Consider the following 13,070-nt stretch of genomic DNA (forward strand, 5'->3'; position numbering starts at 1 on the left):
TGTACTTCTCTAATTTTAATTGATATATTTGTGATATCATAATGATATCAATTAAATTTATAGAATATGGAAACAAAAGAGTATGGTTTCAGTGGTTTTAAGATGAATGGCTTTCTGGCCTTGTTCCTTCATTTGGTAGTGCTTACGGCGGTGATAATCTTTGGTTTTCTCATTTCTGTGCCTACCTTGATTCTCTCGGCGTGTCTGTGTCTGGTATGGTTCATTATGTTTGCCGGCTATATAGAGCTGGAACCGAACGAGGCGCGTGCCATGGTGTTCTTTGGCAAATACAAGGGAACATTCAAAGAGACCGGTTTTTTCTGGGTAAACCCATTCCTTAATAAGAAGAAGCTTTCGCTTCGTGCACGCAATCTGGATGTGGAGCCGATAAAGGTGAATGATAAGATTGGTAATCCTATTCTCATAGGACTGGTATTGGTGTGGAAGCTGAAGGACACTTATAAAGCCATGTTTGAGATTGATTCACAAACAATGGCTGCATCCGCTCCGACAGCGGGTAATGCCAACCAGGTGAGCCTTGGCAATGCGGTGGCCAACCGTATGAATGCATTCGAGAATTTTGTCATGATACAGAGTGATGCCGCCCTCCGTCAGGTTGCCGGTCAGTATGCCTATGATGATAATGAGATTGATACGGAGGAACTGACTCTTCGTTCGGGCGGTGAGGAAATCAATGAACAGCTGGAGCAGAAACTGAATGAACGCCTGGCTATGGCGGGTATGGAAGTGGTGGAAGCCCGTATCAACTATCTGGCTTATGCACCCGAAATTGCCGCTGTGATGCTGCGTCGCCAGCAAGCATCTGCCATTATTACGGCACGCGAGAAGATTGTGGAAGGGGCAGTCTCTATGGTAAAAATGGCGCTCCATAAACTTTCTGAAGAAGAAATTGTTGAACTGGACGAAGACAAGAAAGCGGCAATGGTCAGCAATCTGTTGGTAGTGCTTTGTGCGGATGAGGCTGCTCAACCGGTAGTCAATACGGGAACGTTGAACCATTGATAAAGGATACGGATGAAAGAGATGGGGGTTATAGGACGATGGGCTCTTATACTGCTCTTGCTGGGCAATGTATACGGGGGCTTTGCACAAGATGCGAATACTGCGCGCGCGCAGCACATTTATGAATTGTTTGTGGCAGGGCAAGGTGACAGTATCCATGCGGCATTGAACCGGGAGTTGCAGGAGAAACTGGCTCCAGCACTCTTCAATGATTCTTTCCGGCAAGCAGAGAAAATGTTTGGTAAATTCATATCAAAAGGAGAATGGAAGACCGATTCTGCCCAGGGAATTACTATCTATTATTCCGATGTGGAATTTGAACGTTATAATCTCCGTTTTCTGGTGGCTTTTGATGCTGACGGGGCACTGAATACAATCCGGCTGGTCCCTGCACCTGCTGTTAGCACTGCCCGACCGGTAGCCTATGATAAGACAAAAATGGATGAAAGGGATATTACACTGGGAGCCGACGGCTACAAGCTTCCCGGAACGTTGACTTTACCCAAGCGGGCAGTCGGTCCGGATGCATGCAGGGTTCCTTGTGTTATTCTGGTACATGGTTCGGGGCCTCACGACCGTGACGAGACGATAGGTCCCAACAAGCCTTTCCGTGACCTTGCCTGGGGATTGGCGGAACGCGGCATTGCTGTCGTCCGCTATGAAAAACGGACAAAGGCATATGGTGCGGCTTGCGTTCCTGCCGGTCGCGAACTCGATTATGATACTGAGGCCGTGGACGATGCCGTTGCCATAGTGGAGCAGGTAAGGGCTTTGCCCGGGCTGGCTCCTGACAGTGTGTATGTGTTGGGGCACAGCCTGGGAGGTACATTGGCTCCCCGTATTGCCGGGCGTTCGAGAGGTTTGGCAGGTATCATTATCCTTGCCGGACTGGCAAGACCGCTTGAAGATGCTCTTGAGGAACAGGTTTATTATACCTCTTCTTTGACGGATTCTTCAGTCAATGTAAAGGCTCAACTTGATGAACTGAAACAACAATTGGCTAATGTCAAAAAGCTTGGTACGGAAGAGTTTGATGAAACGATTTCCTTGCCATTGGGGCAGCCCCGCTCATATTGGCTGTTTGCCAATGCTTACAAACCGGTGGAAGTTGCCGCTAAACTAAAGCTGCCTATATTTGTTCTTCAAGGGGAGAGAGATTATCAGGTGACTATGGAAGACTTCGGTTTATGGCGTTCCGGTTTGTTGCGCTGCAAGAATGCATATTTCAAATCTTATCCGAAATTGAATCACTTGTTGCAGGAAGGCAGCGGCAAGGCGACTCCGTTTGAGTATAGCCATGCTTCGCCCGTCCCGGCATATGTTATGGATGACATTGCCTCCTTCGTGCGGGGCAAGCAGAATACTCTTTGATTGGTACTTGGTTATATCAAAGTAACTTCAATCGTAAATCGTAAATTGTTAAATAGTAAATAAATAGTGGCTAAAAAAGAAACTTCAACCAAAAGCTTTGTCCTCCGTGTGGATGCTGCAACGATGGATGCCATTGAAAAATGGGCAGCCGACGAGTTCCGTAGTACCAATGGACAGCTTCAGTGGATTATCGCTGAAGCATTGCGGAAGAGTGGGCGGATGAAGAAGTCCAAGAATCCTCCTCCGTCTGAAGAGAAAGCAGAGGAGGATTCGTAATAACAGATTCTAAATCGCAGATAGTATGATTAATCTTGGTCTTTATTCCGGCAAGAATTGCCCTAATGTCCGTTTCCAACCCACTGTGCTTGACCGTATTCTGGAAGGTACGGCCCTGCTTATCGTGCTCGTTACGTGGATTAGCCTGTTTAATAGTCCTTTTTACCACTTACCCTCCTTTCTCATCTTTATTTGTTGTTATAAATCTGCCATTACCTACTAATGGTTACTTTTTCTCTTCTTTTCGCAATTTTTAGGTATTGTTCTCCTTTTTGACTACCTCTACCTTTGCCCCAACAAAATTTAAGATAAAAGATGAGAAAATTAACCGGCTTATTCGTTTTATGTTTTCTGCTTTCTGCCAATGCTTTGCAGGCTGCTGAACCTGAAAAAGTTACTTCTGCAGCAGAGAGTACGGAAATTTCAACAGACAAAGAGAAAAAGGAAAAAGTAGCGAATGATGGCGACAACTACAAGAAATTCCGTTTCGGTGGATACGGAGAAATGGTTGCAAGTTTTAAGGATTATGGTATTAACCGTTTCTATGGCGCGCCCGAAGGCAATCCGGACAAACATAGGAATACAATTTCTATACCCCGTTTCGTGTTGGCTCTGGATTACAAGTTCAATTCCAAATGGATACTCGGTGCTGAAATCGAGTTTGAATCCGGTGGTACGGGTACTGCTTATGAACTTGAGAATACGGAAAACGGTGAGTATGAAACGGAGGTGGAAAAGGGTGGCGAAGTGGCTATCGAGCAATTCCACATTACCCGTTTAATTGTTCCACAATTCAACATACGTGCCGGTCACGTCATTGTCCCGGTAGGATTGACCAACGCCCATCATGAACCAATCAATTTCTTTGGAACTTATCGGCCGGAAGGAGAGACAACCATCCTTCCTTCTACGTGGCATGAAAACGGACTCGAGTTTTTTGGTTCTTTTGGAAAAGGATATGCCAGCTTTGATTATCAGGCCATGATAGTGGCCGGTCTGAATGCCAATGGTTTTGACCGTAACACCTGGATAGCAAGTGGCAAACAAGGCATCTTTGAAGAAGACAACTTTACTTCACCGGGCTATGTGGCTCGTCTGGACTACAAGGGGGTTCCGGGGTTGCGTATAGGCGCTTCGTTTTATTACTGCGCTGATGCCGGTTCCAATTCTGACAAAGCGGATACTTATTCGTCTACCGGTAAGATTCCGGTAAGAATCTACACGGCAGATGCCCAATACCGTAATAAATATGTGATTGCCCGTGCCAATATGGTATACGGAAATTTGGGCAATTCAGCGAAGCTTAGTGAGGCAAATACCAAATTATCGAATAAATCTCCTTACAGCCGTATAACCCCCATTGCAAAGAATGTAGTCAGTTATGCAGCCGAGGCCGGTTTGAATATCAGCGCTTTCTTCAAAGGAAACAAGAAAGTTCCGGTTATCTACCCCTTTGCACGTTATGAATATTACAATCCGCAAGAAAAGGGAGAGGCTAGCCAGATAATGGAGAAACGTTGTCAGGTAAGCATGTGGACTGCTGGATTGAATTGGTATGCCTTGCCTAATCTGGTGGTAAAGGCTGATTACACCACCCGCCAAATCGGAACAAACAAGGTTTTTGGAACTGGTAAGTATAATAGTGAAAATGAGTTTTCGATCGGTATTGCCTATATCGGTTGGTTTGTCAAGAAGTAGATGAATAGTAATCAATTAATTTTATACAGATGAAGAAAAATTTCTTTTATGCGACAGCTTTGGTATTAGGGCTGGCATTTACGGCTACTGCTTGTAGCGATGATGATGACAACAGTACAGTTAATCCTGCTGACATTGAGTATAATTCGGAGAATGCAGCAAGTTGGCACAACTACATGAGAAATGTGGCGGCTTTGTTGAAGACAGATGCCACCAATCTTTATGATTCTTGGAATACGAGTTATAAGGGTGGGGCAAGTTTTGCAACTTCCTTCAAAGCTCATAATGGTGCCTATAACTTTTCAAGTGCCTGGAACTGTATAGAGCAGGTTATCGACGGTTGTGTTGAAATCTCCAATGAGGTAGGTGAGACGAAGATTGGTGATCCATATAATAAATATATGGCAAACAATGTTACAGAGGCCCTCTATGCTGTTGAGTCATGGTATAGCTGGCATTCCCGTGATGATTATACCAATAATATTTACTCAATCCGCAATGCCTATTACGGCTCTTTGGACGGTAAGGTGAGCGACAAGTCAATTTCAAAATTGGTGGCTGGAGTCAATGCGGAGTTGGATACGAAAGTGTCGGCAGCTATCACTACGGCAGCATCGGCTATTCAGGCTATTCCCCAACCTTTCCGTAATAATATCAACAGTCAGGAAACGGTAGCGGCTATCAAGGCTTGTGAAGAACTGGAAAGTGTATTGGATAAGGAGTTGAAACCTTATATCAGGGACAATAGCACCATTAACAGCAATGAAGCACTTGACCCGATTGTTGAAAATTATGTCAATGTTGTGGTCTTGCCTACCTATAAGGATTTGAAGGAGAAGAATAGTATGCTGTATGACGCTGTTGTGGCTCTTGCCAACAATCCCTCCAACAGTGCTTTTGAGACGGCATGCAATGCTTGGATAACAGCCCGTGAACCTTGGGAGGAAAGTGAGGCGTTCCTGTTCGGCCCGGTGGATGAGCTGGGACTTGACCCGAATATGGATAGTTGGCCCTTGGACCAGAACGCCATTGTCCAGATTCTGAATTCCCAGAAATGGGGCGATTTGGAATGGAGCGAGGGTGATGATGATGCAAAAGTTGAATCTGCCCAAAATGTACGCGGATTTCATACTTTGGAGTTCCTGCTTTTCAAGGATGGCAAGCCTCGTACAGTTAAATAAGAATTATTTATAAACAATACTCAAGAAGTAAAGGGGAGGATTTGGAGAATCCTGCCTTTACTTCTTTGGCATGTTTGGATATGCCATTATTAAAAAGTAGATAAAGATGATGAATCGTTTAATGAGATATTCATGTCTTCTCCTTTGTTTGTCGGCAGGTTTGACTGCTTGTGATGATGATGGGATTGACGTGTTGGATATAGAGATTCCTGAAGGATACGCTCTGTCTGCCGGAACGTCCACAATCTTCATGAATTCATCCAAGGCCTATGATTCACCGGCAGACTGGGTGTCGGGTGTTTACAACAGTCGCTTTAATGATGGTGACGGGCTTTACGATGATGTGCGTACGAGTAGCAATGGCATGGGAGGGGGGCTTGGCCCGGTCTATGCGGGGTATTCTTGTGGCAGTTGTCATCGTAATGCCGGCCGTACCAAACCGACGCTGTGGAGTGAAGGCGGATCGGGTAGTTACGGGTTTTCCTCGATGCTGGTTTATATAAGCCGCAAGAATGGTGCGTTTTTTCAGGATTATGGTCGTGTTCTCCATGACCAGGCAATTTATGGAGTGAAACCGGAGGGAAAGCTTTCTGTGGAGTATACTTATGAGACTTTTACCTTTCCCGACGGAGAGAAGTATGAACTTTGCAAACCGGCTTATTCCATATCCGAATGGTATGCTGACAGTATAAAGCCCGAAGATATGTTCTGCACGGTGCGTATCCCGTTGAGACATGTCGGTATGGGGCAAATGATGGCTTTGGACCCTACGGAGATTGAAGCGCTTGCTGCAAAAAGTAATTATCCGGAGTATGGTATAAGTGGCCGTTGCAATTACATTACCGAACGTGGTGTGAGAAGCTTGGGGCTGTCGGGAAATAAGGCTCAACATGCGGATTTGACTGTTGAACTTGGTTTTTCAAGTGATATGGGTGTTACCAATAGCCGCTATCCGGAAGAGATATGCGAGGGGCAGGCCCAGGTGAATCAAGGCAGCATGATGGGGCTTTCTTATGCCCGGTTGGATGTTTCTACAGAAGATATGGAAGATGTTGACTTGTATATGCAGAGTCTTGGTGTTCCTGCACGGCGTAATGTGAATGACCCGCAGGTGATAAGGGGAGAACAGAATTTCTATAAAGCCAAGTGCCATCTTTGCCATGTCACCACGTTGCATACCAGGCCTCGGGGCTCCGTGCTGTTGAACGGTACCCGTTTGCCATGGTTGGGAAGTCAGACAATTCACCCCTATTCGGATTTTTTGCTGCATGATATGGGCTCCGAAATTATGGGAGTCGGTCTGAATGATAACTATGTAAGTGGGTTGGCGCGTGGCAATGAATGGCGCACTACTCCGCTTTGGGGTATCGGGCTTCAGGAAAAGGTAAACGGACATACCTACTTCTTGCACGATGGTCGTGCCCGCAATCTTGTTGAAGCCATAATGTGGCATGGGGGAGAGGGAGAAGCATCGAAAAATCTCTTTAAGAACATGAGTAAGGATGACCGTGATGCCCTGATTGTATTTTTAAATTCACTTTAGAACTAATAAGCTTTATATAAAAAGTAATTATGAAGAAATTTTTATATGTCGCCATGCTGGCTGTTTTGCCTTTGACCGCTATGGCGCAACATGAGGAAGATACGGAGAATGGTGTAGTGTCATTGGCCGGAAGAGAAGGTTTTACCATTGAAACAAAGAAAGGTGACTTTGTTTTCAAGCCTTATCTGTTGGTACAAACGAGTGCTAATTTCAATTGGTATGATGATGAAGGCTTGGATAAGGCTTATAACCAAGATAATATTGCCAATTCGGGTTTTTCCATTCCTTATGCCGTACTTGGCTTTACTGGCAAGGCTTTTGGAAAAGTAGCTTTCAATCTGTCCATCAATGCTGCTGCAAGTGGAGGAGCGCTGTTACAGCAGGCGTGGTTTGATGTACAGCTGAAAAAACAATTTGCGATTCGTGTCGGAAAGTTCAAGACTCCATTCTCGCATGCCTATCTGACAACTCTTGGCGAAACACTGCTTCCCCAGTTGCCGGTTTCTCTGACGTCTTCTGTAATTTTGCCTTATTCGTTGAATGCCGTGACGCCTAATATCGGTACGGGATTTGACCTGGGTGTTGAAATTCACGGTCTGGTGGCAGATAGGTTCGGTTATGAAGTCGGCTTGTTCAATGGAACCGGAGCTTCCGTGAATACAGCTTCAAAGACGATGAGTGATGACTGGCATATCCCTTCATTGCTGTATGCCGGACGTCTGACTTATATGCCCAAGGGGGTGATGCCTTCCACACAAGGTAATCCTAACCGTTTGAACGAGGATAAGATATTATTCGGTCTTTCGGGTTCTATCAATGTGGAGAGTGAAAATGAGAGTACCAATGATACCCGTGTGGGGTTGGAATTTGCCATGTTGAAGAACAAGCTCTATCTGGCGGCTGAAGCTTATTATATGAATGTAGGTTTCACCAAACGGCAAAAGATAAATGAATCGTATAGCTTTTTAGGCGGTTATGTGCAAGGTGGTTACTTTGTCGCTCCCCGCCTACAGCTTGCCGCACGCTACGATATCTTCAATCGTAACGGTACGGATGACGACGGTTTCCTGAATATGCCTGCTGTAGGTATGAATTACTTTTTCAGAGGATGCAACTTGAAATTGCAGGCAATGTATCAGTATGTAGCCCGTTGGGGACACGACACGCAGCTCGATCGTGATAATGATAATTTAGGTCTGGCCACTCACTCTGCCACGGTGATGCTTCAATATACATTCTAAATGAAGTCAGGAAAGGATTCGTCTATGAAAAAATACATTCTTTTCTTTTTTCTGCCCGTGCTTCTTATAGGTCTGCATGCATGCGATGAGGGGAGAATTTATGAGAATGCCGTAGTGGCCACGGGTGAAGGACGCACAGTGAAGATGACAGGCCGGATTAGTGGTGTGGATAAGTGGTCGGGCGACTATTGTGTGGTAGTGGCAGGATTTGATGATGAAAGCGATTATGCCATTGTTTCAAAGGTTGTTCCGGTATCCGAATCGGATAATGATGAAATCCGGTTGACAATGTCCGGCATAACGGATGAGGTGACAACAGTCGAGCTATGTGTAATCAATAAGTTGAGAAAGCGCATTGTCAGTTTGGTGGCAATGGAATGTACTGAAATCGCTGATACTATACTTATGGATGCAGGAACAGTTGATGCAAGTATGTACAATGCCATTCAACAAAAAATATTCAATGCCACTTGTACGGCTTGCCATGGTCTTAGCACCACTCCGGGTGGTGGCTTGAATCTGCTGGAAGGACATAGCCATGCTGATCTGGTCAACCGGGCTTCAACGACGGTGGACGGTAAAATGAGGGTTATGCCCGGCAATGCGTCAGAAAGTGTCTTGCATCTCATATTGGGTACGGACATCAGCTCGGATTGGCGTATAGACCATTCTCAGATGATAACCTCATCCGATATGCAGTCTTTGATTGGCAACTGGATTGACGATGGTGCACAGCCGTAATAATGATGGGCCTTACTGGTAATACCGGTACTTTTCTGAACAACAACGACTAATTGATATTTAATATGAAAGATAAACAACAACAAACTAATCAATCGGAGAATACCTTAACCGAAATCTTTAAATATGAGGTAGAAGCGGGTGTTTCGGAATATCATGTAATGATTCATGCCACCAGACCGGAAGCGACTTATGAAGAACAGCTGAATGCGGTGGTCGACACTTACTGCCAACTGCGTGAAAGCGAACTACAAGGTGCTGTTGCCATCTTTAAACGCTACTTTCTAAGTGACGCCGCCAATCAGGCGGATATGCTACTGGGGCTTTCGGCAGAATGTTCGGACTGTGCACTCTCTGTGGTAGAGCAGCCGCCGTTGGACGGTACAAAGATTGCACTATGGGTCTATCTGCAGAAAGGTGTGGAAACACAGGTGCTTCATAACGGATTGTTCGAAGTGAGACATGGTGCCTACCGTCACCTTTGGGGAGGCGGCTCTTTCAATCGTGCCGCCAATTCGGAATACCAGACCCGTCTGCTGTTGAATGACTATGTGATGCAGCTGATGGAACAGGGCTGCAAGCTGGCTGATAATTGCATACGTACCTGGTTTTTTGTACAGAACGTGGATGTGAATTATGCCGGAGTGGTGAAGGCACGTAATGAGGTGTTTGTTACCCAGGACTTGACGGAGAAGACTCATTATATTTCCAGTACCGGTATCGGTGGCCGTCATGCCGACCCAAAAGTGACGGTTCAGATGGATACTTATGCTGTAGATGGTTTGAAATCTGAACAAATTCACTACCTTTACGCACCGACACATCTGAATCCCACATACGAATACGGTGTGAGTTTCGAGCGAGGTACGTATGTGGATTATGGCGACCGTCGCCAGGTGTTTATTTCGGGTACTGCGAGCATCAATAATAAAGGTGAGGTGGTATATCCCGGAGACATTCGCAAGCAGACGGAACGTATGTGGGAGAATGTGGAGGTTTTGTTGAAAGAAGCTGGCTGTACGTTTGATGATTTAGGACAGATGATTGTTTATCTGCGGGATGTTGCAGACTATACCGTGGTCAAAGGCATGTATGACAAGCGTTTCCCGGATATTCCGAGAGTGTTTGTATATGCTCCCGTATGTCGTCCGGGTTGGCTGATAGAGATGGAATGTATGGGAGTCAGGTCTTTAGAAAACAAGGAGTTTGCTCCATATTGATTTTTTCACTTTTAATTGATAGCTCTTAATTGAAAAAGTTTCTCATAGCTGTTTATGGTTGTTTGCTGCTCCTGCTTGCTGCAACTACGTTTGTAGAGCAGACGTACAGTACGGATTTTGTAGAAAAGCATGTTTATCATACGATTTGGTTTTGTTGCTTGTGGGGAGCCCTTGCTGCGATGACTGTTGTTGTGCTTGTAAGACAGCGGTTGTGGCGGCGTCTCCCGACGTTGTTGTTGCATGGCTCCTTCCTCGTGATTTTGGCGGGAGCCATGATTACGTTTCTTTGTGGTCGGAAAGGATATGTGCATCTTACTGTCGGCAGTGAGGTGAACTGCTTTTTGGAACAAGACGGCAGGCAGGTTGTAGAGTTACCGTTCACCTTACGTCTGGACAGTTTCCGGATTGAGTACTATCCGGGTACGGATGCTCCTGCAGATTATATCAGCTATATTCACGGCGAGAAGCCCGTCTCCATGAACCGTATTCTTTCACGGCAGGGGTTCCGCTTTTATCAGTCTTCCTTTGATGAGGATATGCAGGGGAGCTGGCTGACAGTGAATTATGACCCGTGGGGGATAGGGATTACCTATAGTGGATACCTCTTGTTAGGTGTCTCCATGCTTTGGATGCTGGTCAGCCGGGGCGGAGAGTTCCGCAGGCTGCTGAGGCATCCGTTGTTGAAGAAGGGAGGAATGTTTGTCCTATTGTTGCTGTGTCTGGGAAGTGGGGCACATGCGCAGAAAAGAAGCCTTCTGGCACTGGCACGCAAGCAGGCGGATAGTCTCGCCCGTAAGCAGGTGATTTATAATGATCGTGTGGTTCCTTTCAATACCCTTGCGCGCGATTTTGTACTGAAACTGACGGGAAAACCGTCTTATGGAGGCATGACACCGGAGCAGGTGATTGGCGGATGGCTTCTGCGTCCGGAGGTTTGGCAGAATGAGCCGATGATTTATATCAAAAACGAGGCACTCCGTCACCTGCTTCATTTGAAGACGCCCTATGCACGTCTGGCTGATTTGTTCGACGGTGAGAAGTATCGCTTGCAGAAGTACTGGAAGGAGGAGCAAGGCCATCGTCAGAAAATGACTTCTTTGGAAAAGGCCATTGTAGAGGCGGATGAAAAGGTGGGACTGATTTTGATGCTCCAAAATGGTACATTGATTCGTCCTTTGCCGGAAGACGGAAGTGTGGAGCCTATTTCCGATACTAAAATACAAGCCGAATTGCTGTATAACCGTGTTCCTTTCAGCAAGCTGCTGTTCATGTTCAACCTTACGGTGGGATTGTTGGCTTTCTTCCGTTTGTTGTACCGTGGCTTGCGCCGTTCGTCTGCATCAGGCTCTTCCGGTCGGATTACGGTGTTTGCTTCTTTTTCACATCTGACAGATGTTTTCTTTCCGGTTGCACTTTATGCAGCGTTTCTCTTTCAGCTCTTCGGGTATAGTCTGAGATGGTACATCGGCGGGCGAATTCCGTTGGGTAACGGATACGAAACAATGCAGTTCATGGCATTGTGTGCGCTGTTCCTGGCTTGTCTGTTCCGGCGGCGTTTCCCGTTTATGGTGCCCTTCGGCTTTTTGTTGTCCGGTTTTGCCTTGCTGGTTTCATACTTGGGACAGATGAATCCCCAAATCACTCCCTTGATGCCCGTACTCGTTTCTCCGTGGCTCAGTATGCATGTGTCATTGATAATGATGTCTTATGCTTTATTCGCTTTCATGATGCTGAACGGTATACTGGCACTGTGTCTCCGTCGTTCGGTCCGGATGTTGATGCTGCTCAGCCGACTGCTGCTTTATCCTGCCGCTTTCTTTTTGGGAGCCGGCATTTTTCTGGGTGCAGTTTGGGCCAATGTTTCATGGGGTCGTTATTGGGCTTGGGATCCAAAGGAGGTATGGGCGCTGATTACTTTCATGGTCTACGGGGTGGCGTTCCATGCACGTAGCCTACGTATTTTTCGCAGACCGTTGTTTTTCCATATCTATATGATTGTTGCCTTTCTGACAGTCTTGATGACCTATTTCGGGGTGAACTACATCCTTGGAGGAATGCACAGCTATGCCAATGCCTGATTTTCGGGTGGTTCTACCTATTTATAATGACCGGCTTGTTTTATTATACCTAATTTAAGTGATTGCGTACTATCTGCCGATGCCTTATCTTTGCAGCGTCAGATTTGAATGAATTAGTTAGTCATAATTACGTAACCACTTTTATGAAGATAAAAGGATTCCCGCTTCCCGATGTGATATTGTGAAGCGGGGATTTTGTTACTATCGTGTAAACACGAAACGAATACCTTGCCGGCACGATATTTGTTTCTTGCATCACACGTTGTTAATTTCCTGCATGACATGTTATTGATATCTTGTGCCCTGCTTAATCAGCTTCCCGTACTCCGCTTCTCCCTCGCCAGTACCGAGATGATGTACCCTCCCTTGCTGTTCACCTTGTTCCAGTTCGTCCCATTGAATATTTTCCAGACGTAGTTTCCCAGCCTGCCGTAGTCCGACAGCTTCAGAATCTTCCTGATTTCCTCCCGGTCGGTGATGTATAGCTTTTTCAGGTTCAGCATGAGGCATTCCAGGTTGTGCGTATTCCTGTTGTAGGCATATCCGGGAATGTCCGGATCAGGATTTCCCTGCGCTCCTCCGCTTTCCCCGGGGGGAGTAAGAGGGGGAAGTGCTTTGCTTTCTTTTGCTTTACTTTCTTTTGCTTTGCTTTGTTTGGAATTGCATGCATTTTCGGGGAAAATGTCTGCATCCTGCGT

General features: G+C 46.0%; 11 protein-coding genes and 1 pseudogene. 11 read left to right on the forward strand and 1 reads right to left on the reverse strand.

Annotation, left to right across the window (positions count from 1 at the left end; genetic code table 11):
• Nucleotides 1-66: 66 nt before the first annotated feature.
• From E5355_RS09010 to ccsA, 11 genes are all read left to right on the forward strand, one after another.
• Nucleotides 67-1,023, forward strand: a complete 957-nt coding sequence (locus tag E5355_RS09010; RefSeq protein WP_136010093.1) for an SPFH domain-containing protein — start codon at nucleotides 67-69, stop codon at nucleotides 1,021-1,023.
• Nucleotides 1,024-1,035: 12 nt separating this feature from the next.
• Nucleotides 1,036-2,394 (forward strand): alpha/beta fold hydrolase, encoded by a 1,359-nt coding sequence (locus tag E5355_RS09015; RefSeq protein WP_136010094.1) that lies wholly within the window; start codon nucleotides 1,036-1,038, stop codon nucleotides 2,392-2,394.
• Between the two features lie 66 nt (nucleotides 2,395-2,460).
• Nucleotides 2,461-2,670 (forward strand): hypothetical protein, encoded by a 210-nt coding sequence (locus E5355_RS09020; RefSeq protein WP_005835322.1) that lies wholly within the window; start codon nucleotides 2,461-2,463, stop codon nucleotides 2,668-2,670.
• 25 nt (nucleotides 2,671-2,695) lie between these two features.
• On the forward strand, nucleotides 2,696-2,893 hold the full coding sequence (locus E5355_RS19420; protein ID WP_168354312.1) for a hypothetical protein: 198 nt from the start codon (nucleotides 2,696-2,698) through the stop codon (nucleotides 2,891-2,893).
• A gap of 92 nt (nucleotides 2,894-2,985) precedes the next feature.
• Nucleotides 2,986-4,368 (forward strand): hypothetical protein, encoded by a 1,383-nt coding sequence (locus E5355_RS09025; protein WP_005835326.1) that lies wholly within the window; start codon nucleotides 2,986-2,988, stop codon nucleotides 4,366-4,368.
• 29 nt (nucleotides 4,369-4,397) lie between these two features.
• Nucleotides 4,398-5,549 carry an imelysin family protein gene (locus E5355_RS09030; protein WP_136010095.1) on the forward strand — a complete coding sequence of 384 codons (1,152 nt, stop codon included), beginning with the start codon at nucleotides 4,398-4,400 and terminating at the stop codon, nucleotides 5,547-5,549.
• Between the two features lie 109 nt (nucleotides 5,550-5,658).
• On the forward strand, nucleotides 5,659-7,092 hold the full coding sequence (locus E5355_RS09035) for a di-heme oxidoredictase family protein (protein ID WP_136010105.1): 1,434 nt from the start codon (nucleotides 5,659-5,661) through the stop codon (nucleotides 7,090-7,092).
• 29 nt (nucleotides 7,093-7,121) lie between these two features.
• The gene (locus tag E5355_RS09040; protein ID WP_136010096.1) at nucleotides 7,122-8,333 is read left to right on the forward strand and encodes a porin; all 1,212 of its coding nucleotides are present in this window, start codon (nucleotides 7,122-7,124) and stop codon (nucleotides 8,331-8,333) included.
• Between the two features lie 24 nt (nucleotides 8,334-8,357).
• Nucleotides 8,358-9,074, forward strand: a complete 717-nt coding sequence (locus tag E5355_RS09045; protein WP_136010097.1) for a hypothetical protein — start codon at nucleotides 8,358-8,360, stop codon at nucleotides 9,072-9,074.
• Between the two features lie 65 nt (nucleotides 9,075-9,139).
• The gene (locus E5355_RS09050) at nucleotides 9,140-10,294 is read left to right on the forward strand and encodes a Rid family hydrolase (protein WP_136010098.1); all 1,155 of its coding nucleotides are present in this window, start codon (nucleotides 9,140-9,142) and stop codon (nucleotides 10,292-10,294) included.
• A gap of 29 nt (nucleotides 10,295-10,323) precedes the next feature.
• The gene (ccsA, locus tag E5355_RS09055; protein ID WP_136010099.1) at nucleotides 10,324-12,372 is read left to right on the forward strand and encodes a cytochrome c biogenesis protein CcsA; all 2,049 of its coding nucleotides are present in this window, start codon (nucleotides 10,324-10,326) and stop codon (nucleotides 12,370-12,372) included.
• 311 nt (nucleotides 12,373-12,683) lie between these two features.
• Here the strand turns inward: ccsA and E5355_RS09060 are convergent.
• Nucleotides 12,684-13,070 (reverse strand): annotated as a pseudogene (locus E5355_RS09060) (hypothetical protein); the annotation flags it as partial.

Origin of the sequence: Bacteroides muris (ex Afrizal et al. 2022) (genome assembly GCF_004793475.1) — a bacterium.
Classification (GTDB): Bacteria; Bacteroidota; Bacteroidia; order Bacteroidales; family Bacteroidaceae; genus Bacteroides; species Bacteroides muris.

What these genes read in the sequence shown, in the direction of transcription:
- E5355_RS09025 (WP_005835326.1), top strand. Translation starts at nt 2,986, where the DNA reads ATGAGAAAATTAACCGGCTTATTCGTTTTATGTTTTCTGCTTTCTGCC.
- E5355_RS09015 (WP_136010094.1), top strand. Translation starts at nt 1,036, where the DNA reads ATGAAAGAGATGGGGGTTATAGGACGATGGGCTCTTATACTGCTCTTG.
- E5355_RS09030 (WP_136010095.1), top strand. Translation starts at nt 4,398, where the DNA reads ATGAAGAAAAATTTCTTTTATGCGACAGCTTTGGTATTAGGGCTGGCA.
- E5355_RS09050 (WP_136010098.1), top strand. Translation starts at nt 9,140, where the DNA reads ATGAAAGATAAACAACAACAAACTAATCAATCGGAGAATACCTTAACC.
- E5355_RS19420 (WP_168354312.1), top strand. Translation starts at nt 2,696, where the DNA reads ATGATTAATCTTGGTCTTTATTCCGGCAAGAATTGCCCTAATGTCCGT.
- E5355_RS09045 (WP_136010097.1), top strand. Translation starts at nt 8,358, where the DNA reads ATGAAAAAATACATTCTTTTCTTTTTTCTGCCCGTGCTTCTTATAGGT.
- E5355_RS09010 (WP_136010093.1), top strand. Translation starts at nt 67, where the DNA reads ATGGAAACAAAAGAGTATGGTTTCAGTGGTTTTAAGATGAATGGCTTT.
- E5355_RS09040 (WP_136010096.1), top strand. Translation starts at nt 7,122, where the DNA reads ATGAAGAAATTTTTATATGTCGCCATGCTGGCTGTTTTGCCTTTGACC.
- E5355_RS09035 (WP_136010105.1), top strand. Translation starts at nt 5,659, where the DNA reads ATGAATCGTTTAATGAGATATTCATGTCTTCTCCTTTGTTTGTCGGCA.